The organism is Shewanella sp. Pdp11, assembly GCF_002838165.1.
In the GTDB taxonomy this organism is placed as follows: domain Bacteria; phylum Pseudomonadota; class Gammaproteobacteria; order Enterobacterales; family Shewanellaceae; genus Shewanella; species Shewanella hafniensis.
The window spans coordinates 1,827,875-1,850,859 of the sequence record NZ_CP015194.1 but is presented as its reverse complement, the minus strand read 5'-3'; the positions used below and the strand labels follow the sequence as shown (position 1 = coordinate 1,850,859).

Below are 22,985 nucleotides of genomic sequence, written 5' to 3'. Positions count from 1 at the left end.
CCATTAAAATGTAAATTGGTCTTACCAATATTAACTAAACCAAAAGACTGTTAATCACTAATCCTCAGAAATCGAGCAATTAAATCAATATACCATAATGAAATACGCACTATGCTAGAGTTAAGTCTAAATGATGTACTAGGCTAAAAAATGATTCCTAAATTGAAGACAACGAACATAGGAACAAACCAAGTGAAAAAGCATGCAAATTTCACAATCCAAGTTACTGCTATTTGATTCTGGTAGAAGATAAAAAGGAATGTCGTTCTGGAGGCATTGTTTGAAGAAGAGGAATGGGTTCAATCTAACAAATTAAATCATCCATTTTGACAACTTAGATGTCCCCTTGATACCAACACAAAGCGGTGCTATAGGCTCAATACGGTTTGTTGTGGAGCGGCTATCTTGAAAGATAAGCCACAGTGCTACCCGAGGTAGACCTTAGGCTCTTAGCTATTCGCAGGATTAATACCAATCGTATTTAATATCTGTTCATTCAGCGGGAATTCAACGCGCTTTAAACAAGGCGAAGGCTTGAAGACATAGTAGTGCTCTGTCGAAAGCCTTAAACGCAGTATAAAGCGCGTTGCCATGCCGTTAACAGTTAGCCGCCCGTCGGCATCCCACTCCGGTGTTGCATTGACTTAAAAGGGAATAACCATTTCTGCGTCAATGCGCCTTGGATTGAGATGACTGTGAGGCTGTGAACTGATTAGATATTTAATGTGATTAGTATAAGCAATAGGACAAGAACGAAATAAGGAAGCCTAGGATCGACAAGGAACTCAGCAATTAAAAAATGAGCTGGTGAGCTGGTGAGCTGGTGAGCTGGTGAGCTGGTGAGCTGGTGAGCTGGTGAGCTGGTGAGCTGGTGAGAAAAATAGCAAGGAAAATGCAAGTTGGAAGAAAATATATCAATTCCTGCAAATTTCAGACGCAAAAAAGCCAGCTTATTCAGCTGGCTTCGTTGCATCTCAATGAGATAATTAGGCGCTTGGCGATGACCTACTCTCACATGGGGAGACCCCACACTACCATCGGCGCGTTTGCGTTTCACTTCTGAGTTCGGGATGGGATCAGGTGGTTCCACAAGGCTATTGTCACCAAGCAAATTCTTACTGGTTAATTGTCCGTCTGACGGCATTGTCTCCTTGCTACTGTGCTCATGTACTAACGTACACTCCGCGCCTCGCTCGTCACGGCTTTGTCAGCCTAACAATTTCCTGCGTAATTAACCTTTTAATTAAAATTTGAAAAGCTGATTTGCTTTGAGTCTTTCACTTTATCAAGTATCTCTATTCTGTCTAAGTTCGCTTAGCAAAACCCATCTGGGTTGTATGGTTAAGCCTCTCGAGTCATTAGTACATGTTAGCTCAACGCCTCACAACGCTTACACACCATGCCTATCAACGTCCTAGTCTCGAACGGCTCTTTAGAGGAATTAAATTCCTAGGGATGACTCATCTTAGGGCTCGCTTCCCGCTTAGATGCTTTCAGCGGTTATCGATTCCGAACGTAGCTACCGGGCAATGCCATTGGCATGACAACCCGAACACCAGCGGTTCGTCCACTCCGGTCCTCTCGTACTAGGAGCAGCTCCCTTCAATCATCCAACGCCCACGGCAGATAGGGACCGAACTGTCTCACGACGTTCTGAACCCAGCTCGCGTACCACTTTAAATGGCGAACAGCCATACCCTTGGGACCGACTTCAGCCCCAGGATGTGATGAGCCGACATCGAGGTGCCAAACACCGCCGTCGATATGAACTCTTGGGCGGTATCAGCCTGTTATCCCCGGAGTACCTTTTATCCGTTGAGCGATGGCCCTTCCATTCAGAACCACCGGATCACTATGACCTACTTTCGTACCTGCTCGACGTGTATGTCTCGCAGTTAAGCTGGCTTATGCCATTGCACTAACCGTACGATGTCCGACCGTACTTAGCCAACCTTCGTGCTCCTCCGTTACTCTTTGGGAGGAGACCGCCCCAGTCAAACTACCCACCAGGCACTGTCCCTAATCCCGATAAGGGACCTAGGTTAGAACATCAAAACTACAAGGGTGGTATTTCAAGGACGACTCCATCATGACTAGCGTCACAACTTCAAAGTCTCCCACCTATCCTACACATGTAGGTTCAATGTTCAGTGCCAAGCTATAGTAAAGGTTCACGGGGTCTTTCCGTCTAGCCGCGGGTATACGGCATCTTCACCGCAATTTCAACTTCACTGAGTCTCGGCTGGAGACAGCGTGGCCATCATTACGCCATTCGTGCAGGTCGGAACTTACCCGACAAGGAATTTCGCTACCTTAGGACCGTTATAGTTACGGCCGCCGTTTACCGGGGCTTCGATCATGAGCTTCTCTTGCGATAACCCAATCAATTAACCTTCCGGCACCGGGCAGGCGTCACACCGTATACTTCCTCTTGCGAGTTTGCACAGTGCTGTGTTTTTGATAAACAGTTGCAGCCACCTGGTATCTGCGACTCCCGTCAGCTTAGAGAGCAAGTCTCATCACCAACAGGAGCGTACCTTCTCCCGAAGTTACGGTACCATTTTGCCTAGTTCCTTCAGCCGAGTTCTCTCAAGCGCCTTGGTATTCTCTACCCGACCACCTGTGTCGGTTTGGGGTACGATTCCCGCTAACCTGAAGCTTAGAAGATTTTCCTGGAAGCATGGCATCAACTACTTCAGTCCCTTAGGACCTCGTCATCAGCTCTCAGTGTGTACATCAAAGTACGTGTCCCCGGATTTGCCTAAGAACACCACCTACCACCTTAAACGCGGACTACCAACGCCGCGCTAGCCTAGCCTTCTCCGTCTCTCCATCGCAGTTAGCGGAAGTACAGAAATATTAATCTGTTTCCCATCGATTACGCCTTTCGGCCTCACCTTAGGGGTCGACTCACCCTGCCCCGATTAACGTTGGACAGGAACCCTTGGTCTTTCGGCGAGGGGGTTTTTCACCCCCTTTATCGTTACTCATGTCAGCATTCGCACTTCTGATACCTCCAGCGTGGGTTACCCCTTCACCTTCAACGGCTTACAGAACGCTCCTCTACCGCGCACAGTAAACTGTGCACCCGTAGCTTCGGTGACTAGCTTAGCCCCGTTACATCTTCCGCGCAGGCCGACTCGACTAGTGAGCTATTACGCTTTCTTTAAATGATGGCTGCTTCTAAGCCAACATCCTAGCTGTCTAAGCCTTCCCACATCGTTTCCCACTTAGCTAGTACTTTGGGACCTTAGCTGACGGTCTGGGTTGTTTCCCTTTTGACGACGGACGTTAGCACCCGCCGTCTGTCTCCCGAGTAGTACTCATTGGTATTCGGAGTTTGCAAAGGGTTGGTAAGTCGGGATGACCCCCTAGCCTTAACAGTGCTCTACCCCCAATGGTATTCGCTCGAGGCGCTACCTAAATAGCTTTCGAGGAGAACCAGATATCTCCCGGTTTGATTGGCCTTTCACCCCCAGCCACAAGTCATCCGCTAATTTTTCAACATTAGTCGGTTCGGTCCTCCAGTTGATGTTACTCAACCTTCAACCTGCCCATGGCTAGATCACCGGGTTTCGGGTCTACACCTTGCAACTAAACGCGCAGTTAACACTCGGTTTCCCTACGGCTCCGCTATTCGCTTAACCTCGCTACAAAATGTAAGTCGCTGACCCATTATACAAAAGGTACGCAGTCACGGTCTCAAGAACCGCTCCCACTGCTTGTACGTATACGGTTTCAGGTTCTATTTCACTCCCCTCACAGGGGTTCTTTTCGCCTTTCCCTCACGGTACTGGTTCACTATCGGTCAGTCAGGAGTATTTAGCCTTGGAGGATGGTCCCCCCATATTCAAACAGGATGTCACGTGTCCCGCCTTACTCGTTTTCATCAATGGTTAGTTTTCATGTACGGGGCTATCACCCTGTGCCGCTGTGCTTTCCAACACATTCCACTAACACCCCACTGACTTAAGGGCTAATCCCCGTTCGCTCGCCGCTACTAGGGGAATCTCGGTTGATTTCTTTTCCTAAGGGTACTTAGATGTTTCAGTTCCCCTCGTTCGCCTCGCAACACTATGTATTCATGTTGCGATAACCGCTTATGCGGCTGGGTTCCCCCATTCGGACATCGTTAGCTCAAATGCTTGTTACTAGCTCGCCAACGCTTTTCGCAAGTTACTACGTCCTTCATCGCCTCTGACTGCCAAGGCATCCACCGTATACGCTTAGTCGCTTAACCATACAACCCAAATGAGTTTCACTCACTTGAGTCGCATTGCGACCAGCTTGGTTTTACTTGTCTCACTTCTGACCAAAGAAGTGGACGCGCCTTAGACGTAAACTATTCAATAAAGCATAATTTACTTTTGAATATTCAAGACACTTAATAAAGTGTTTGAGAACTCATGATGCAAACGTTTCCACGTTTACATCGTTTTGTAATTAATCACATGACAGACTCATGCAATTAAATACTATCAGCTTTCCAAATTGTTAAAGAACAATGCTAACCGGCTCGCGGTGCATTCAGCTCTGACTTCTCCTAAGAGAAGCTAAACAAGCAATCTGTGTGAACACTCAAAAACACGGATGTTTTTGTGTCGACTCGGCACGTATGCCATGTTGTCGACCCAACAAGCGTAAGTTAGTCGTATAGGTAAGGAGGTGATCCAGCCCCAGGTTCCCCTAGGGCTACCTTGTTACGACTTCACCCCAGTCATGAACCACAAAGTGGTGAGCGCCCCCCCGAAGGTTAAGCTACCCACTTCTTTTGCAGCCCACTCCCATGGTGTGACGGGCGGTGTGTACAAGGCCCGGGAACGTATTCACCGTGGCATTCTGATCCACGATTACTAGCGATTCCGACTTCATGGAGTCGAGTTGCAGACTCCAATCCGGACTACGACGAGCTTTGTGAGATTAGCTCCACCTCGCGGCTTTGCAACCCTCTGTACTCGCCATTGTAGCACGTGTGTAGCCCTACTCGTAAGGGCCATGATGACTTGACGTCGTCCCCACCTTCCTCCGGTTTATCACCGGCAGTCTCCCTAGAGTTCCCACCATTACGTGCTGGCAAATAAGGATAGGGGTTGCGCTCGTTGCGGGACTTAACCCAACATTTCACAACACGAGCTGACGACAGCCATGCAGCACCTGTCTCAGAGTTCCCGAAGGCACTAAGCTATCTCTAGCGAATTCTCTGGATGTCAAGAGTAGGTAAGGTTCTTCGCGTTGCATCGAATTAAACCACATGCTCCACCGCTTGTGCGGGCCCCCGTCAATTCATTTGAGTTTTAACCTTGCGGCCGTACTCCCCAGGCGGTCTACTTAATGCGTTAGCTTGAGAGCCCAGTGTTCAAGACACCAAACTCCGAGTAGACATCGTTTACGGCGTGGACTACCAGGGTATCTAATCCTGTTTGCTCCCCACGCTTTCGTGCCTGAGCGTCAGTCTTTGTCCAGGGGGCCGCCTTCGCCACCGGTATTCCTCCAGATCTCTACGCATTTCACCGCTACACCTGGAATTCTACCCCCCTCTACAAGACTCTAGTTCGCCAGTTCGAAATGCAATTCCCAGGTTGAGCCCGGGGCTTTCACATCTCGCTTAACAAACCGCCTGCGCACGCTTTACGCCCAGTAATTCCGATTAACGCTCGGACCCTCCGTATTACCGCGGCTGCTGGCACGGAGTTAGCCGGTCCTTCTTCTGTAGGTAACGTCACAGCAATGGTGTATTAAACCATTACCTTTCCTCCCTACTGAAAGTGCTTTACAACCCGAAGGCCTTCTTCACACACGCGGCATGGCTGCATCAGGGTTTCCCCCATTGTGCAACATTCCCCACTGCTGCCTCCCGTAGGAGTCTGGGCCGTGTCTCAGTCCCAGTGTGGCTGATCATCCTCTCAGAACAGCTAGGGATCGTCGCCTTGGTGAGCCATTACCTCACCAACTAGCTAATCCCACCTAGGTTCATCCAATCGCGGAAGGCCCGAAGGTCCCCTCCTTTCCCCCGTAGGGCGTATGCGGTATTAGCAGTCGTTTCCAACTGTTATCCCCCTCGACTGGGCAGATCCCTAGGCATTACTCACCCGTCCGCCGCTCGCCACCTCAGAAGTAAACTCCCTTGTGCTGCCGCTCGACTTGCATGTGTTAGGCCTGCCGCCAGCGTTCAATCTGAGCCATGATCAAACTCTTCAATTAAAGTTTTGTTGCTTCCGTCTTACGACTTCAGCGGCTCAATGAATTCTGATTTTTTGTTTCCGCCCTCTCTTCATAAAGAGAAGAAAGCGAAACCAAAATTATGTACATATTGCTATGAACACTCTTCATCATTGATTTAATTCTTTGACTGCCAACCCTAAGGTTAAGCAGTTTCGATTAACTCAACACCTGTGAGTGTCCACACAGATTTCTTGTTTTATCTTGTTAAAGAGCAACTCAATATTCGTAAGAGAACTTGAGTACCACACTGAGCGCCGAACGCTTCCAGTTGGCTAGGGCTGCGTATTCTACGCATTTCCCGTTTCGCGTCAAGGAGTATTTTTCAACTTCTTGCTGTGCTTGAATTAAGTGCCATTCTCAACAGAGAGTAAGCGACTCAATTCAACCTAACTCGTCAGCTGGCTTTCGCTGTCTGCCGTGTCAGTGGATGCGCATTATAGGGAGCAGAAGATTTTGTGCAAGGGCTTTTTTAACAATCAGCGCCAAGCGAATGAATAACCACCAAACTGCAGAAATATACTGCAATATTGAGCAATATCGCAGTTTGGGTTGATAAGTCTGGCAGAAGAAATAGCCTATTGCAGCGGTTTTAATAGATTGAATGGGCATAAACAGAAGTTGATAGCTATTTTTCGTAATATCTATCAGCAAATCTCTAAAAGCGTAATGCCCAGTGTGATGCCTTACTCTTGTTCGCAGCGAGCTAATGATAAGCAATGATCAAAAGCACGAGCCCTAAGGTTTATGCTCTTCTTGTTTCTCTTTCTCGAGATCTGTAACGACTTGAGTTTGTGCAGCGGCTTGGACTGAGAAGTTCGTCTCGGCACTCGCCGCGACATCATCTCCTACAACGTGAGCGACTTTGAGCTTTCTCACCGTTCTGATAGTAATGATCGGGCCTGAAATCGCATATAAGTAGAAGCCGACACATAAAATCAATGCAGGTTGCACCGACACCACCACAAACACACCGACGACCAGTAAGATCACGATGAAGTTAACCTTGCCGCGCCAATCAATTTCTTTAAAGGAGTGATAGCGGAAATTGCTGACCATCAGTAAACCGGTTGCTGCCGTAACAAGGGCCGCAATCCAACTGATATTTCTTCCATCGAGACTGTATTGATTACCAAGCCAAATACTGCCAGCAATAACAGCGGCGGCAGCCGGGCTGGCGAGACCTTGAAAGTAACGCTTATCAGCGACGCCAACTTGCGTATTAAATCGAGCAAGCCTGAGTGCTGCACCTGCGCAATAGATAAATGCGGCCAGCCAACCAATTTTACCTAAGTCCGCTAATGCCCAATTGTAGGCGAGTAGTGCTGGCGCCATTCCGAAGGACACCATATCGGCCATACTGTCGTACTCAGCACCAAAATCACTTTGGGTATTAGTCAGTCTTGCCACTCGTCCATCGAGCCCATCACAAATCATGGCAATAAAAATGGCTATCGCTGCGGCTTCAAAGTTAGCATTCATGGAAGCAATTACGGCATAAAAGCCAGAAAACAAACCCGCTGTGGTAAAAAGGTTCGGTAATAAATAGATACCTTTATTCTTTACTGTTTGATTTGAAGAATTTTGCATACACTTATTACGCTAGTTCAGTGAAGAGAAGTTAGCTTTCAAGATAACATATTTTATTATCATGTCGATGAGAGACCAGTTAGGGATGATTTCGATGTTAAAAGTGAACACGTTCAGCACTATGCTATGCCGCTGGTTTTGGCTCGGCCTTTTCATTGGCCCCGTTTCTTCGGGCGTTATCTATACTTGGGTCGACGAAAATGGGGTGACGCATTACAGCCAACAAGCCCCGCAACAAGAAAACATCAAAGCAGAAAAGCTCTACAGTGAAGATTTAGAGCAGGCGAAAGTGGGTTTTATCGCACCGGTAAAGAAAGCAGAAGCCACTTCTGAAGCCAATGAATTAGAAAAGTCAGCGGCGCTGATCAAAGAGAAAGATGCTAAACAGGCTCAATCCATTTGTGAGAGTGCTAAACACAATTTAGATATTCTCACGACGCACACTAAGCTTATCCGCCAAACTTCCGATTCGGGTGAATCTGTCGCTATGACAGAGGAAGACCGCCAAGCCTCGATTGCTCAGCAACAGGAAAGAATCAAACTCTTCTGTGATAAGAAGTAGCCAAATTCACTATGCCACTACATTAACGAACAACGATTAACGCTAATGCAATAAAAAAGGAGCCGAGTTAAAAACTCGGCTCCTTTCGTTTTAGTGCTTGAAGCGGTAGCGATACTGACTAAGAAAGCGCTATCTCTTATTGCAAGATAGTTTATTTCAAGCTCGTTCATTCAAGAACGCTTATTTCAGTTCGCCTATTTCAATCTATCCAACTTCAAGCTTGCGATTAACGTATCGCACTCAAACAACACACTAAGTGACTAGCTACTGGTTATTGCTCGAACACTAACTCGCCACCCGCACAGCTGACCTTGATCGGTTTACCCGGTAACAAGTCGCCACGCAGTAATTTCTGCGCCAGCGGGTTTTCGACTTCTTGCTGCAATGCCCGTTTCAACGGTCTTGCGCCATACACAGGATCGAAACCAATTTCCGCAATCAGTGATAATGCGTCGTCGGTGATCTCCAATGCATAGTCCTTTTCCGCCAAACGTTGGCGTAAGGAAGCAATCTGTATCGAAGCAATACGTTTGATATTGGCAGCATCCAATGGATGGAACACCACAGATTCATCGATACGGTTTAAAAACTCGGGTCTGAAACTGTGAGTCACCACATTCATTACCGCCGCTTTCATCTCTGCATAGGTCACTTGACCAAACCCTTCTTGGATAATGTCGGAGCCTAAGTTCGAGGTCATGATGATCACTGTATTTCTAAAATCAACAGTACGACCTTGACCATCGGTTAAGCGTCCATCATCAAGTACTTGCAGTAAGATGTTAAACACATCGGGATGCGCTTTCTCAACTTCGTCGAGCAATATCACCGAATAAGGTTTACGACGAACGGCTTCCGTTAAGTAACCGCCCTCTTCATAACCTACGTATCCTGGAGGCGCACCCACTAAACGCGACACTGAGTGTTTTTCCATAAACTCAGACATATCAATGCGTACTAAGGCCGATTCGGTATCGAATAAGAACTTCGCCAGTGATTTACACAGCTCAGTTTTACCCACACCCGTTGGACCTAAGAACAGGAACGAACCAATCGGGCGATTTGGATCCGCCAGACCCGCGCGGCTACGACGAATCGCATTCGCGACTGCATCGACGGCTTCGTTTTGGCCAATCACCCGCTCGTGCAGCGCCACTTCCATTTGCAATAATTTTTCGCGCTCGCCTTCAAGCATTTTCGATACGGGAATTCCCGTCGCTTTCGACAAGACTTCGGCGATTTCGAACTCAGTGACCTTATTACGCAATAACGTCATGTCCTGCATTTCGGCTTGCGATGCCAAATCGAGCTGTTTTTCAAGCTCAGGAATACGACCGTATTGCAGCTCAGACATCCGAGTTAAATCACCCGCACGACGCGCCACTTCTAAGTCCATTCGAGCCTGTTCGAGATCGGCTTTAATGTGCTGAGTTCCCGCTAGTGCGGCTTTTTCAGTACGCCAGATTTCGTTCAACTCTGAAGCTTTCGCTTCAACGTCACGTAATTCCTCTTGCAGATGATCAAGCCTGCGACGACTCGCCTCATCATTTTCTTTGGCTAACGCCTGCTCCTCCAGTTTTAGCTGGATAGCACGACGTTCGAGCCGGTCGAGTGACTCAGGTTTTGAGTCCATCTGCATACGGATGCTCGATGCCGCTTCGTCGATCAAATCGATCGCTTTATCGGGCAACTTACGGTCCGACACATAACGGTGCGACATAGTCGCCGCCGCCACAATCGCCGGATCGGTAATTTCCACATGGTGATGCAGCTCGTAACGTTCTTTCAGGCCACGCAAAATGGCGATGGTGTCTTCAACGCTTGGCTCATCCACCAGCACTTTTTGGAAACGACGTTCAAGCGCCGCATCTTTCTCAATGTACTGACGATACTCATCAAGCGTAGTCGCGCCCACACAGTGCAAATCACCTCGCGCTAACGCAGGTTTGAGCATGTTACCCGCATCCATTGCGCCTTCACCTTTACCGGCACCGACCATAGTATGCAGCTCGTCGATGAAGAGGATCACTTGACCTTCTTCCTGCGCTAACTCATTTAATACCGCTTTTAAACGTTCTTCGAACTCACCGCGATATTTAGCGCCCGCAATCAATGAGCCCATGTCGAGGGATAAGACACGCTTATTTTTAATGCCCTCGGGGACTTCACCATTAACGATACGTTGGGCAAGTCCTTCAACAATCGCCGTTTTACCCACACCCGGTTCACCGATAAGGACGGGGTTGTTTTTACTGCGGCGTTGCAGAACTTGGATCGTGCGGCGAATTTCATCGTCACGGCCGATCACTGGATCTAACTTGCCTTGCTCGGCTCGCTCGGTCAGATCGATAGTAAACTTCTTCAACGCTTGGCGTTGATCTTCAGCGTTTGGATCATCCACTTTTTGGCCGCCGCGCATTTGTTCAATGGTTTGCTCCATCAACTCTTTGGTCGCGCCGGCTTTTTTCAATGCCTGCGCGAGGGCATCAGCCCCTTCTAACGCAGCTAATACAAATAACTCGCTAGAGATATATTTGTCTTTACGCTTTTGCGCCAATTTATCGCAAAGATTTAATAAACGGATTAAACCTTGGGATAATTGCACATCGCCGCCCGTACCTTCGACTTGAGGTAAGCGTTCCAGTTCTTGACTCAAAAGCGAGCGCAGCGCACTCACGCGAATGCCGGCTTGAGTCAATAAGGGATGGATTGAACCTGAATCTTGGTTCAACAATGCCATCATCAAATGCAGCGGTTCAATAAACTGATGATCACGCCCGAGTGCGAGAGACTGGGCATCTGAGATGGCAAGCTGAAATTTATTGGTCATACGATCGAGTCGCATACAGCCTCCTAAAACTCACATAGTAGATATATGCCAATCCACAAGATATCTTGCCAATTTAGTGGCGTTAAATCAGTACCGCTAATGGAGAGATCTCAATAGGATTGGTATTACATTTCGTTAGTTAAAAGATGGGGGCTATTTAGCCAAATTCAAGCGGATAACACGGAAATAAATATAAATTGTAGGGGAATTAACTTAAGACTTAAGCCAGATCAACGATGCCATGCGCCCCGTCACCTTATCACGACGATAAGAGAAGTAATCGGTGTCACTGACAGTGCAGATATCGGCGCTATAAATATGCTTGATGCCGAGTAAACTCAAGCGTAATTTAGCCAAGCCAATAATATCGGCCAGATACTTGTCACCACAGGGAATAAAACATGCAGCCGCCTGTGGATGTAACCCACAGAATGCGTGCTTCACTTCGACGCCCACTTCAAATTTTTGCGGACCAATGCCCGGGCCTAGGTAAGCAATCAACTCATCCATAGGAGAACCAAACTGCGCCGCGGTGGCCTCAATCACGCCATCACATAAACCGCGCCAACCGGCATGGGCCGCAGCCACTTCAGTTCCCGCTTGATTACACAGCAATACAGGTAAACAATCGGCGGTCATTACAGCGCAAACTTGGCTCGCTGTTCGGCTAAAACTGGCATCGGCAATCGGCGTATCCGCAGCTTGAGCTAAGCTCAGCATATCTAAATTGAGCACATGGGTACCATGGACTTGCTCAAGCCAGACAGGTTTGGCAGTTAACGCTAATTGTTTGCAGAGTAATTCACGATTAGCCATCACCTGCTGTTCAGCATCACCGACATGCAGTCCAAGATTCAAACTGTCATAGGGATGCACGCTCACACCGCCATGACGATTTGTCATAGCGATGCCAACATTAGCAGGAACAGGCCAATCGTGATCAAACACTTAGAGATACTCGATCGGATGCTCTACCGTGTCTTGACGCAGTGCTTTAGTCAAAATCACCATGTCTTCAGGAATTGGCGCTTGCCAGCTCATGATTTCACAACTCACTGGGTGAGCTAATTCTAGACGAACTGCGTGCAGCGCTTGGCGCTTGAAGTTTTTCAGGATATCGAAAAACTCTGGGCTCGCGGCTTTAGGCGGTTTTGGACGACCACCATACACAGGATCGCCCACTAACACGTGACCTATGTATTCCATGTGCACACGGATCTGGTGAGTACGGCCAGATTCTAGACGTAATCTCAAACGAGTGTGGTTACGGAATTTTTCCGCGACACGGTAATGCGTCACCGCAGGTTTACCTGAGTGCAGCACGGCCATGTGAGTACGTTTAGTAAGATGACGACCAATCGGCTCATCCACAGTACCGCCACCAGTCATAGTCCCCATAACAATCGCTTCGTATTCACGAGTGATTTCACGGGCCTGCAAAGCGGCAACTAAATGCGTTTGCGCTTCAACGGTTTTGGCAACGACCATCAAACCTGTTGTATCTTTGTCCAGACGATGCACAATACCTGCACGTGGCACATGCTCAATATCAGGACAATGGTGCAATAGTGCATTCATCAAAGTGCCATCGGCATTGCCAGCACCTGGGTGAACCACCAATCCAGCTTGCTTATTGATCACGATAATGTCGTCATCTTCATAGACGATATTCAGATCAATAGGCTGCGCCGCGGCATGAACTTCTTCTTCGAGAGTGGCATCTATGAGTATCTGTTGCAGCTCATAAACTTTCTCGCGGGGCTTATTAACGACAACGCCGTCAACATAAACTGCATCAGATAGGATCCATTCCTTGATGCGCGTGCGCGAGTAATCTGGGAACAACTCTGCTAGGGCCTGATCTAATCTCAGTCCAGTTTGTGTTGCCGAAATCTCGCTTTTTAGATTAATCTCTTGTGTCATAGGAACCGTATCCCCATTTAGGGGTCAAAAAATGTGTGCTATCTGTTACAATCGGATGTTTTCTATTTTATAGTGAAATGGAAAAATTCTTAACTACAACTTAAAAAGAATTGAATTCAAGTATGTATAAATTTTCCAAAGGCGTTACCTTAGTCCTATTTTCACTAGCGTTATCAGCCTGTAGCAGCAGCCCTGATGATAACGATATTGCCGCCAAAACGTCACCTGATGTGCTTTACACTCAGGCAAGAACCTCTATGGAACTTGGCAATTACTCTAAAGCTGTCCGTTCTTTGGAGGCGTTAGACTCACGCTTTCCCTTCGGACCTCACAAAACTCAAGTCCAGTTAGACCTGATTTATGCTTACTACAAAATGGACGATGTCGCTTCGGGGATTGCGAACATAGACAGATTTATCCGTCTTAATCCTACCCACCCTGATATTGACTATGTGTTCTATATGCGTGGTTTAGTGAACATGCAAGCCGACAACTATTTGTTCCACGATATGCTTAATATCGACCGCACCGATCGTGATCCTAAAAATGCTCAAGATGCTTTCAAAGATTTTGATCGTCTTATCAAAACTTACCCTAACAGCAAATATGCCGCCGATGCGCAAAAACGCATGTTAGCGTTGAAGAATCGCTTAGCAAGATATTCAATCCAAGTTGCCGAATATTATCTCAAGATGAATGCATGGAGCGCCGCAGCAATCCGAGCACAATCTGTAATGGAAACATATCCTGGCACCCCTTCAAATGAACGGGCATTAGAGATAATGATAGAAGCTTATGGCGAATTAGGTCAGAGCAAGCTGAAGCAAAACGTGCTCATGGTAATGCAAGCTAACTATCCAAACAATGAAATCTTATCAAACTAACCGAGAATGCCCCTTTAATAGGGGCATTTTTTTGTGTTCTCACCTAAAAAACCCCATCACTGGGTATTGCTAAGTTTCCAGCCTGGATAATGGTTTGAGTATTTTTAGCTCGCCACTTGCCGCCTAAATGGCACTTTCGTGTAAATCTTATCCAACCGAGTCACTTTTTACGTTATTTAGTAAAAATCTATTGACTCAAAACCCGAAAAGCCTTTAAATTGCGCCCGTCGCCCGAATAGCTCAGTCGGTAGAGCAGAGGATTGAAAATCCTCGTGTCCCTGGTTCGATTCCGGGTTCGGGCACCATCTTTAAATTGGTTGCTACAGCGACTAATGTTAGAGAACTGCAATAGGTACAGTGCAGGTGTGGTGGAATTGGTAGACACGCCAGCTTCAGGTGCTGGTGCTCGCAAGGGCGTGGAGGTTCAAGTCCTCTCACCTGTACCAAATTGCAGTTCAACGAGTGAAACAAAGCATTAAAATTGTTTCTTCGGTTTTAAGATTACTCATTCGATGAAATTTCGGATAGCCATGCAGATGTGGTGGAATTGGTAGACACGCCAGCTTCAGGTGCTGGTGCTCGCAAGGGCGTGGAGGTTCAAGTCCTCTCATCTGTACCAACATTTAAACCTCGCCAAGCGAGGTTTTTTTGTATCTGAAATAAAATAAATCCTCTGTTACTCTCCCCTCTTTCCGCTGATTTGCTATACCTATTATTACAGACTCATTATAAGGATAGCTCGAGCTCTGCCTAAAGGACTCTTTAGTTCACTGAGGCTATCCCATATGAACGGTCTACAAATAAAACAAAAAATGTTTATCGGCATTTTAGTCCCCCTTGCAATGCTACTGACGATTGGTTTTCTCGCCATTAATATGATGGGCAACATTGAGTCGGGTGTTGAACGTATCTATAACGACAGAGTGGTGCCGCTGGACGATTTAAAAGTCATTGCCGATAAATATGCGGTCGATGTTATCGATGCGGTAAATAAGGCGAACGCGGGTGGTTTCACCGCCTCGCAAGCCGCTGAAGCGCTAGACAGTGCCAAATCGACTATTACTCAGCATTGGCAAAAATACCTATCTACCGAGCTTACCTCAGAAGAATCCAGACTAGTAAAACAAGCCGAAGTGCTGTTCTCCTCCGCGAATCAACAGATTGATACCCTGATCTCACGCTTAAGAGGATTAAACGGCGATGTTTCAAGCCAACTCTCAGCCAACATCCTGCCGCTGTACCAAGCAATTGATCCTATCAGTAACCAAATATCTGAACTGATTGCACTGCAAATCCGCGTGGCGGGCGAAGAAAAAGATCGTGTAAATGCCATTTATCAATCTTCGATCACTATTTTTGTGGCATTAGCTTGTGCCGCCATGATCATCAGTATTGTGATTGGACTCTGGGTCAATCGCAGCGTGATGAATCCCATTAATGACATCCTCGGTAAACTGAAGAGGATCCATCAAGACTCTGATCTCACCGTCAGATTCACCACCTTTAATCACGATGAGCTAGGGCAAATATCCACTAGCCTCACCCAAGTGATTGAACACTTACGGGGCATTCTTCATTCCATTGCCGAGGCAGCAACTACGGTCAACAGTTCGGCAAATGAGTTAGGTAGCTTCACCCAAGCCACCAATAAACGGATGCAACAGCAACAAGCCGAAACGGAGCAGACTGCAACGGCCATGAATGAGATGACGGCCACCGTTGCCGAAGTCGCCCAAAGCGCATCTGCCGCGGCAGATTCAGCCAAAGATGCCGATACCTATGCCGCTAACGGTAATAATATTGTGATGCAATCGATTAGCAGTATGTCGCAGCTTTCTGATCAAATTCAAAAAACGGCGCAGGTCATTGGATTTTTATCTAATGAAAGCCAAAATATCGGCCGCGTTCTCGATGTGATTAAGAGCATTGCCGAACAAACCAATTTACTGGCACTCAATGCCGCCATTGAAGCCGCACGGGCGGGAGAGCAAGGTCGCGGCTTTGCGGTCGTTGCCGATGAAGTTCGCACCTTAGCGCAACGCACCCAAAAATCGACTCAAGAAATTGAGGCCATGATTGCCACCCTACAACAAGGGGTTAAAGAAGCCGTCAGCGCCATGGAAATCGGAATCAATCAAGTAGATGATGCCAACGATAAAGCTAATCAGGCGGGTCAAGCGCTGAAAGAAATTGTCACCTCAGTAGACAGCATCACCGAGCTAAATACCCACATTGCGACCGCAGCCGAAGAGCAAAGTAGCGTTGCCGAGAGTATTAATCGCAGCATTATTGCCATCAGCGATATCGCCGAGCATTCCACGGCTTCAGCGACTGAATTAAGTGAATCTGTGATTAATTTGACTAAGCTCGCCAGCAGCATGCGCAATCAAGTGAGCGCATTTAAGCTTTAATTTAACTCAATCAACCACCAAACGACTGCAACCATTTTTGCTGTTGCAGTCAAACTCCTTTATTCACATCATCTGTAACCCATTGAAATAAAATATCCGTTTCATCATTTCTCGATTTAATTTCTCCTTTTATTGAACACTTCAAATGAACTCAGCCTCGTTATCGATAGCACGGATAGCGATAATCTCTATTGATCCAAATCAAATAGATCTTTAAACTCATTAAACATTCATAATATTTACACGTTAAGGATTTTCTATGTTGGACAGCCGTACAATCCAAGTTATCAAGAGCACTATTCCCTTACTCGAATCTGCAGGCCCTGCGCTGACGACCCATTTTTATGAACGCATGTTCAAACATAATCCTGAATTGAAAGATGTGTTCAATTTGGCGCACCAACATTCTGGTGGTCAGCCTGTAGCCCTGTTCAATGCCGTCGCAGCCTATGCAAAAAATATCGAAAACTTAGCGGTACTGAGTTCAACGGTTGAGCGCATTGCCCAAAAACATACGGGATTTCTGATCAAACCTGAGCAGTATGCGATCGTCGGCAGCCATTTATTGGCAACGCTTAAAGAATTAGGGGGCGATGCGGTAACAGAAGAAGTGTTAGAAGCTTGGGCACAGGCCTATGGGTTTTTAGCTAACATTTTTATTCAACGAGAAGCACAAATTTATCAAGCGCATGCAGAGCAAGATGGTGGCTGGTTAGGTGAGCGTCAGTTTATCATTAGCGCGAAAAATACCGAGTCAGCAGTCATCACCTCCTTCTTATTGACGCCTGAAGATGGCAAGCCAGTTAAAGATTTTATCCCTGGTCAGTATTTAAGTTTGAAGCTAACACACCCGAATTTGGCATATGAAGAAATCCGCCAATATTCCTTATCCGATGCGCCCAATGGCACCAACTACCGCATCAGTGTGAAACGCGAACTCGGCGGACAAGTGTCGAACCTGCTGCATGATGCGATACATGTCGGCGACAAAATCGCGGTGATGCCACCCGCGGGAGACTTTACCCTAGAAGTCGCGGCGGACACCCCCGTAGTGCTAATTTCGGCTGGTGTAGGCCAAACACCGATGAAAAGTATGCTCAATCAATTACTCAAGCTGCAGCATCCCAGCACTATCACTTGGCTGCATGCCTGTGAGCAAGGCGCCGTACACGGTTTCAAACAGGCTATTCACGCCAAGCGCCAGCAACATCATAATCTGACGAGTCATGTTTGGTATCGTGAGCCAGCCCCAACCGATATGTTAGGTGAAGATTATGATTTCGAAGGTCAAATGGAGTTAAGTAAAGTCGCAGAACAGCTGCTTCCCCACGCACGTTATTATTTCTGCGGCCCCCTTGGATTCATGTCAGCCATCAAGCAACAACTACTCGCTCTGGGTGTCGCGGCTGAAAACATGCACTATGAAGTGTTCGGCCCTCACGCCGAGCTTTAATGGCATGACACGGACTTGAGAAAATTCACGCTCAGGTCCGTTTGAATGCTTAGCTTTCATTGTTAGCATGGCAAACGATAGCGACAAGCATAATGAATGCTTGATGCACTTTTCTGTTCATCATGTTTAACGGATAGAGGCAACTTCAGCGGCAGTGAGCGCGCGACTTTCACCCGGTGCCAGCTTTTCATCGAGCACAATATCGCCTATCGATAATCGATGCAGGCCAACAACCGGATTGCGGAACCGACCAAACATCCGCTTGATTTGATGATACTTACCTTCATGTAAAGTCACTTCAGCTACGTTATCAGCGAGGATAACCAGTTTAGCGGGTTGGGTTGTAATATCTTCAAAGCCAAAATACATCCCTTCGGCAAATGCAGCGATGTATTCTTCGGTTATGGGATTCGCTAAGGTAACCCGATACACTTTGTCGACCTTGTGTGTAGGTGACATCAGCGCATCAGACCAGCGGCTGTCATTGGTCAATAACAACAAACCCGAAGAGTTTAAATCTAATCTGCCGGCGATATGCAACTCATTACGGGCTTCGCAATCAAGCAAATCAATCACTGTTTTATGCTGAGTGTCTTTGGTAGCACTCACGACACCTATTGGTTTGTGAAGCATCACGTAGACGGGCGCATTAGCCTGCAGTATTTGCTCATCGAGTTGGATGTGGGAAAACTCATCCACTTGCCTATCCATATCTTTCACTATCAATCCATCGACGCACACTCGGCCCGATAATAGCAGTTCACGCACCGCTTTACGGTGAGTGTGTAACTGGGAACAAAGATAACGATCGAGTCGGCCGCGCTTAGATTGCATAACACCACAAATGAAGAAATATGAATGGGATAGCCATTCTAGCAGGATGCAAGTTCAGCTCATAGCAAGCCGAACTAGAGGGGCATCACAAAGGCTATTCTGGGCTAAATTGGATCGAACGAGGTAAAATTTGTTAAGCTAGGCGCTCAATTCATCTTACTGTGAGTGGTTACCGCATCAAAAACTTATCCGCAAGTCCCGCTTTAATACGTTCGAACCTGCTATTTTTAGCCTTGTTTTTAGTGACGCTAGCGAGCTCTTTTTTCGCCCAAGCGAACGATGCAGTTAATCCTCCTGAAGCGGCTCGCCCCTCCGCGATCCATGATAAACCGCTGGTCGAGCGTTACGTCCTCGATGAACTTAAATCCCTCAGACACGATCAACAGGATCTCGAGCGTCGTCTCACCATCGACATCACCGACCGCGAACTCGCCGTAGCTGACAAATCGATGAACTACGCCAATGTCACTGTGACTTACTTCTTCTATATCATCGCGGGTGTCGCCTCGTTAGTCGCCTTTATCGGTTGGCAATCCCTGCGAGAAATCAAAACGCACACCGCCAAACTGGCTGCTAACCAGCTGCAGAGTATTGCCGAACAATACGAAGAAAAGTTCAAAGTACTTGAGCAAGAACTCAAGCGTAAGAGCCGTACTATCACGGACAATAATCGCGAGATTGAGATTATCAATGAAATCCATAACCTCTGGCTACGGGCGCAAAGTGCGCAAACGCCAGAGCAAAAGATTGAAGTCTATGATGAGATTCTCACGATTCGACCAGGGGATTTAGAAGCGCTGACCTACAAGGCCGACGCCGCAATGGAAATGCGTGAATTTAACTGGGCACAAAGCCTGTGTAATCGCGTTCTGGAAGTTGACCCGACTAACGCCCACGCTTTTTATCAAAGAGCTTGTGCCTTTGCGTGCTTAGGGGTTGAAGATAGAGCGATTTCTGATTTAGAGCGCGCCATTCATAACAGCGCATCCTTCAAGGAACTGGCCTTAGATGAGGCAGATTTCTCACAACTTAAAGGACATGCTCGCTTCGAAACCTTATTGGCCTATCACGAACCAGAAAAGCCCTAAGCTACTAAGCTCTAAGCTCTAAGCTCTAAGCTCTAAGCTCCGCACTAACGCTTGATATATGGCGTTGGCGCTCATTGGCGTTTTATCCTAAAGATAAAGCGCCATAATTGAGCGGCTTAAGTCCCACTAGTGAGGAATAGCCTCAATCTTATATGCACAGCGGCGTGCACCTTCGATGATATGTTCTTCGCGACTCACCACCGCGATATCGGCGAATAATTGCTGGAAAAGTTGTAACTCTGAGCGGCAAAAGTTTAAACACTTAGTCGCTGCGGCGCAGATAGGACAATGATTTTCGAGTAAAAAATACACGCCATCTACCTGTTCCATCGTCGCCATATAACCTTCGTTCGAGCGTAATTTCGCAAGGATGTCCAAACGTGTCGGAATATCTGTCGCCCCCACCATAGCGGCACGATATTGGACTAACGCACTTTGCTCCCTGTGGTCGATAAGCTTATCTAAGCCTTGGTCGCCAAAAATCATTTTCACCGAATCAATTAGCTGCACCGTCAATTCCTCATGGCGATCGGAAAAGTGACTGCGGCTCTGTTCCGTCAATCCCCAGTAACGCGTTGGGCGACCACGACCTTCAACTCTATCTTCGATGTCCACATCGCCTGCGTCTTCCAAAGCCTGAAGATGTTGACGCACGCCCATAGTCGTTAACGCCAATTCCTCCGCTAAGGTTTTAGCGGTAAGCGGGCCATGCAACTTGAGCAATTGAATAATCTTATCAGTGGTTTTCATCTGAACTCTCCGATGGTAGCCAGCGCATTATCTCCGATCCAGTCCCGCTTTAACAGATTAAATAAACTTTTTTATTTACTTTATCCTTTACAAGATTAAATAAAGTAATTACCTTATAAATAATTTATAAACAAATAGGTTTACTTAATGAAATTACTCATCATCAGCACCAGCCAAAGACCCGACTCCCAAAGTGCTAAAGTCGGTCGTTATATTGCCGAAAGCAGTTTCTCATCTCCCCATGCTATGGGTTACACCAGCATACATCACTTAGAGTTATGCCAATTTAACCTGCCGTTTTGGGATGGAGAGGAAGACAACAAAGGGGAGCACTGGCCCGAAATAGAACAAAGCGTCGATGAAGCCGATGCGCTGGTGCTTATCACCCCTGAATGGGGCGGCATGGCATCACCACTACTGAAGAACTTTTTATTGATGTGTACTCGCGAAGAAACCGCCCATAAACCGGCACTGTTAATTTCTGTTTCAAGCGGAATTGGCGGTACTTATCCCATCGTTGAAGTGAAGATGAATGCACTCAAAAACAATAAATTAGTGCCCATTCCCGATCACTTGATCATCCGCAATGTTAGCAATGTACTCAATGCTGTTCCCGAAGGTGCTCGAGATATCGCACTCAGGGAAAGAGTGCAGTACAGCTTGTATATGCTGCATCAATACGCCCAAGCATTAGCGCCCATTCGTCAACAACATGCCGGACAAGCGTACCCAAAGCAGCAGGAATACTGTTACGGTATGTAAGCGGCTTGAGATTTTAACCAACAGCAACAGACTAAAATCATTACAAGGAACGCATTATGATTCATTTAGAGCATATCAACTTAGTCGTAGACGACATCCCCGCAGCACTGCGCTTTTATCAAGCGGCTTTTCCCCACTGGCGTGTTCGTGGTGGCGATAAAGGCACTTGGTACGGCAAACCTCGCAATTGGATTCATTTTGGCGATGATTATCAATACATTGCTTTTAGTGACAATGGTGAGGGAGAAAACCGAGATTTAACGGGTCATCAAATTGGACTGGCGCATTTTGCCTTTGTCACCGACAACTTAGATGCTGTGATAGCAAGATTGACCCAAGCAGGCTTCCCGATTGCTAAAGATGGCATGGAAGATCCCTATCGGCGTAATATTTACTTCTTTGACGCCCATGGTTTTGAAGTGGAATTTGTCGAGTATTTAACTGATATTCCGGCGGAGCGAAATCGCTATTAACGGTATTAGCGTAAGTCGTTATTAAAAAAAGTGGTCAACTGCAGCCGCGAACCGTGCGAATCGAACTGAGTGCTAGATGCTAAGCACTATTCACTTCGCTCGGATTGCTGCTGCGCCACTATGGCCGAATCCTTATGGGCATAAAAGTGAAGTCTGAACTGGGTATCTTCGGTCAGCAGCTCCACTTTATGCCAATACTCAGGATGAGAAATGGCCGTCTCACCGGCGCGAATGATGATTTCTTTATCTAACTCGCCTCTACTGCCCGTAAAGCCATAGAACTTTAAGCTGCCCGTTAGCACTTGGATCTGCCCATACACGCCAGCCTTAGTATTGTGCATGTGCAGCAACATGTTAGGGACGTTGTCACGACTGAAAACCGGCGTTGATTTGTAATTAACAAAATCTTTAGGGACTAAGGCCATTATGCTTTCGCACTCCTTGAGGGACTCATGGGGATCGAATAACGCTAACGTCAAGACTAATATAGCCGTTGCAGCATTTCTGTCCAACTCCCAGTGTTAGCTTTATCGAAGAGATCATCCCAACATTGGCCTAGGACGCGACGCCGCACTTACCTATACTCACGCGAGCGACCTTAGCACTTTAGACATTAGCGACTTTATGCATTAGTGGCTTTATGAATTAGTGACTTTAGTTACTTTCATCACTGTAATCGCTACACTAGCCCGCATTAAGTAGCACCTAAAGTAGATGATATCATGCCCTCACCCTATTCTTACTCAACGACCTATATTTTAGATAAAGCCCATTTCGATGAATGCTATACCCAATCTGTCGTACCTGATCCCACGCTCAAACCTTACTACAAAGCCATAGGGTTGACCCTGATAGGTATCGCACTAATTTTTGCTGACATTAGCCTCTATTTAGCTTACTTTTTCGTTGGACTCGGCGTTATCGATGCACTCAATGTGAAGTATCACAAGGCATGGTGGTTAATGCGTCAAATGATGAGTAAAGCGGCCAGCAATGAGGTCACGCTCACCATTGATGAACAAGGGATCCACACTCAATCCATGTCAGTGACCAGTCAAATTTTGTGGACTGACGTTTACCGGATTAAAGAAACTGAAAAAGGCTTCTTGATCATCCACAAGGCTGGCACAAGTTATGTTTCCCTCCGTAGCCTAGATGATGCGGCTGTGGCCTATATTAAAACTAAAATCTAGTCCCGCTAAAAAA

General features: G+C 46.9%; 15 protein-coding genes, 3 tRNA genes and 3 rRNA genes. 11 read left to right on the top strand and 10 right to left on the bottom strand.

Annotated elements, in window-relative coordinates:
* Window positions 1-992: 992 nt before the first annotated feature.
* The 4 genes from rrf to pssA all read right to left on the bottom strand — a co-directional run bounded on the left by rrf (window position 993) and on the right by pssA (window position 7,809).
* A 5S ribosomal RNA gene (gene rrf / locus AYJ58_RS08210) occupies window positions 993-1,108 on the bottom strand.
* A gap of 229 nt (window positions 1,109-1,337) precedes the next feature.
* A 23S ribosomal RNA gene (locus AYJ58_RS08205) occupies window positions 1,338-4,240 on the bottom strand.
* A gap of 418 nt (window positions 4,241-4,658) precedes the next feature.
* Window positions 4,659-6,201, bottom strand: a 16S ribosomal RNA gene (locus AYJ58_RS08200).
* Together the 16S, 23S and 5S rRNA genes form the textbook arrangement of a ribosomal RNA operon.
* Window positions 6,202-6,957: 756 nt before the next feature.
* Entirely contained in the window at window positions 6,958-7,809 is an 852-nt protein-coding gene (gene pssA, locus AYJ58_RS08195; protein ID WP_106649717.1) for a CDP-diacylglycerol--serine O-phosphatidyltransferase, read from the bottom strand.
* A 94-nt stretch (window positions 7,810-7,903) separates the two neighbouring features.
* Between pssA and AYJ58_RS08190 the strand changes: the two genes are divergently transcribed.
* Window positions 7,904-8,371, top strand: coding sequence for a DUF4124 domain-containing protein (locus AYJ58_RS08190; protein ID WP_106649716.1), 468 nt, complete (start codon window positions 7,904-7,906; stop codon window positions 8,369-8,371).
* A 271-nt stretch (window positions 8,372-8,642) separates the two neighbouring features.
* Here the strand turns inward: AYJ58_RS08190 and clpB are convergent, their stop codons facing one another.
* From clpB to rluD, 3 genes are all read right to left on the bottom strand, one after another.
* Window positions 8,643-11,216, bottom strand: a complete 2,574-nt coding sequence (gene clpB / locus AYJ58_RS08185) for an ATP-dependent chaperone ClpB (RefSeq protein ID WP_106649715.1) — start codon at window positions 11,214-11,216, stop codon at window positions 8,643-8,645.
* 198 nt (window positions 11,217-11,414) lie between these two features.
* Window positions 11,415-12,149, bottom strand: coding sequence for a peptidoglycan editing factor PgeF (pgeF, locus tag AYJ58_RS08180; RefSeq protein WP_106649714.1), 735 nt, complete (start codon window positions 12,147-12,149; stop codon window positions 11,415-11,417).
* Complete coding sequence (gene rluD, locus AYJ58_RS08175) at window positions 12,150-13,124, bottom strand: 23S rRNA pseudouridine(1911/1915/1917) synthase RluD (RefSeq protein WP_106649713.1); 975 nt, start codon at window positions 13,122-13,124, stop codon at window positions 12,150-12,152.
* A 122-nt stretch (window positions 13,125-13,246) separates the two neighbouring features.
* On the opposite strand from rluD, the gene AYJ58_RS08170 reads away from it, so the two are divergent.
* The 6 genes from AYJ58_RS08170 (at window position 13,247) to hmpA (ending at window position 17,872) form a co-directional block, all read left to right on the top strand.
* Complete coding sequence (locus AYJ58_RS08170; RefSeq protein WP_006085778.1) at window positions 13,247-14,008, top strand: outer membrane protein assembly factor BamD; 762 nt, start codon at window positions 13,247-13,249, stop codon at window positions 14,006-14,008.
* Window positions 14,009-14,237: 229 nt separating this feature from the next.
* Window positions 14,238-14,313, top strand: a tRNA-Phe gene (locus AYJ58_RS08165).
* A 54-nt stretch (window positions 14,314-14,367) separates the two neighbouring features.
* Window positions 14,368-14,454: transfer RNA gene (locus AYJ58_RS08160), tRNA-Leu, on the top strand.
* Between the two features lie 86 nt (window positions 14,455-14,540).
* A tRNA-Leu gene (locus AYJ58_RS08155) sits at window positions 14,541-14,627 on the top strand.
* A 166-nt stretch (window positions 14,628-14,793) separates the two neighbouring features.
* The gene (locus AYJ58_RS08150; protein WP_106649712.1) at window positions 14,794-16,419 is read left to right on the top strand and encodes a methyl-accepting chemotaxis protein; all 1,626 of its coding nucleotides are present in this window, start codon (window positions 14,794-14,796) and stop codon (window positions 16,417-16,419) included.
* A gap of 259 nt (window positions 16,420-16,678) precedes the next feature.
* A complete protein-coding gene (gene hmpA, locus AYJ58_RS08145; RefSeq protein ID WP_106649711.1) occupies window positions 16,679-17,872 on the top strand; it encodes an NO-inducible flavohemoprotein in 1,194 nt (397 codons plus the stop codon).
* 126 nt (window positions 17,873-17,998) lie between these two features.
* Here the strand turns inward: hmpA and AYJ58_RS08140 are convergent, their stop codons facing one another.
* Window positions 17,999-18,706 (bottom strand): pseudouridine synthase, encoded by a 708-nt coding sequence (locus tag AYJ58_RS08140; protein WP_106649710.1) that lies wholly within the window; start codon window positions 18,704-18,706, stop codon window positions 17,999-18,001.
* A 161-nt stretch (window positions 18,707-18,867) separates the two neighbouring features.
* Between AYJ58_RS08140 and AYJ58_RS08135 the strand changes: the two genes are divergently transcribed.
* Window positions 18,868-19,794 (top strand): TPR end-of-group domain-containing protein, encoded by a 927-nt coding sequence (locus AYJ58_RS08135; protein WP_012088501.1) that lies wholly within the window; start codon window positions 18,868-18,870, stop codon window positions 19,792-19,794.
* A gap of 126 nt (window positions 19,795-19,920) precedes the next feature.
* Here AYJ58_RS08135 and AYJ58_RS08130 read toward each other — a convergent pair whose 3' ends face one another.
* Entirely contained in the window at window positions 19,921-20,544 is a 624-nt protein-coding gene (locus AYJ58_RS08130; RefSeq protein WP_106649709.1) for a helix-turn-helix transcriptional regulator, read from the bottom strand.
* 147 nt (window positions 20,545-20,691) lie between these two features.
* On the opposite strand from AYJ58_RS08130, the gene AYJ58_RS08125 reads away from it, so the two are divergent.
* Both AYJ58_RS08125 and AYJ58_RS08120 read left to right on the top strand, forming a co-directional pair.
* A complete protein-coding gene (locus tag AYJ58_RS08125) occupies window positions 20,692-21,306 on the top strand; it encodes an NADPH-dependent FMN reductase (RefSeq protein WP_006085784.1) in 615 nt (204 codons plus the stop codon).
* A gap of 56 nt (window positions 21,307-21,362) precedes the next feature.
* The gene (locus AYJ58_RS08120; protein WP_006080581.1) at window positions 21,363-21,779 is read left to right on the top strand and encodes a VOC family protein; all 417 of its coding nucleotides are present in this window, start codon (window positions 21,363-21,365) and stop codon (window positions 21,777-21,779) included.
* A gap of 86 nt (window positions 21,780-21,865) precedes the next feature.
* Here AYJ58_RS08120 and AYJ58_RS08115 read toward each other — a convergent pair whose 3' ends face one another.
* The gene (locus AYJ58_RS08115; RefSeq protein ID WP_106649708.1) at window positions 21,866-22,204 is read right to left on the bottom strand and encodes a DUF1971 domain-containing protein; all 339 of its coding nucleotides are present in this window, start codon (window positions 22,202-22,204) and stop codon (window positions 21,866-21,868) included.
* Between the two features lie 297 nt (window positions 22,205-22,501).
* On the opposite strand from AYJ58_RS08115, the gene AYJ58_RS08110 reads away from it, so the two are divergent.
* Window positions 22,502-22,972, top strand: a complete 471-nt coding sequence (locus AYJ58_RS08110; protein ID WP_106649707.1) for a YcxB family protein — start codon at window positions 22,502-22,504, stop codon at window positions 22,970-22,972.
* Window positions 22,973-22,985 lie beyond the last annotated feature (13 nt).

Excerpts from the sequence above, each read along its gene's own strand:
- pssA (WP_106649717.1), bottom strand. The coding sequence starts at position 7,809 with ATGCAAAATTCTTCAAATCAAACAGTAAAGAATAAAGGTATCTATTTA.
- AYJ58_RS08190 (WP_106649716.1), top strand. The coding sequence starts at position 7,904 with ATGTTAAAAGTGAACACGTTCAGCACTATGCTATGCCGCTGGTTTTGG.
- clpB (WP_106649715.1), bottom strand. The coding sequence starts at position 11,216 with ATGCGACTCGATCGTATGACCAATAAATTTCAGCTTGCCATCTCAGAT.
- rluD (WP_106649713.1), bottom strand. The coding sequence starts at position 13,124 with ATGACACAAGAGATTAATCTAAAAAGCGAGATTTCGGCAACACAAACT.
- AYJ58_RS08170 (WP_006085778.1), top strand. The coding sequence starts at position 13,247 with ATGTATAAATTTTCCAAAGGCGTTACCTTAGTCCTATTTTCACTAGCG.
- AYJ58_RS08150 (WP_106649712.1), top strand. The coding sequence starts at position 14,794 with ATGAACGGTCTACAAATAAAACAAAAAATGTTTATCGGCATTTTAGTC.
- hmpA (WP_106649711.1), top strand. The coding sequence starts at position 16,679 with ATGTTGGACAGCCGTACAATCCAAGTTATCAAGAGCACTATTCCCTTA.
- AYJ58_RS08140 (WP_106649710.1), bottom strand. The coding sequence starts at position 18,706 with ATGCAATCTAAGCGCGGCCGACTCGATCGTTATCTTTGTTCCCAGTTA.
- AYJ58_RS08130 (WP_106649709.1), bottom strand. The coding sequence starts at position 20,544 with ATGAAAACCACTGATAAGATTATTCAATTGCTCAAGTTGCATGGCCCG.
- AYJ58_RS08125 (WP_006085784.1), top strand. The coding sequence starts at position 20,692 with ATGAAATTACTCATCATCAGCACCAGCCAAAGACCCGACTCCCAAAGT.
- AYJ58_RS08120 (WP_006080581.1), top strand. The coding sequence starts at position 21,363 with ATGATTCATTTAGAGCATATCAACTTAGTCGTAGACGACATCCCCGCA.
- AYJ58_RS08115 (WP_106649708.1), bottom strand. The coding sequence starts at position 22,204 with ATGGCCTTAGTCCCTAAAGATTTTGTTAATTACAAATCAACGCCGGTT.
- AYJ58_RS08110 (WP_106649707.1), top strand. The coding sequence starts at position 22,502 with ATGCCCTCACCCTATTCTTACTCAACGACCTATATTTTAGATAAAGCC.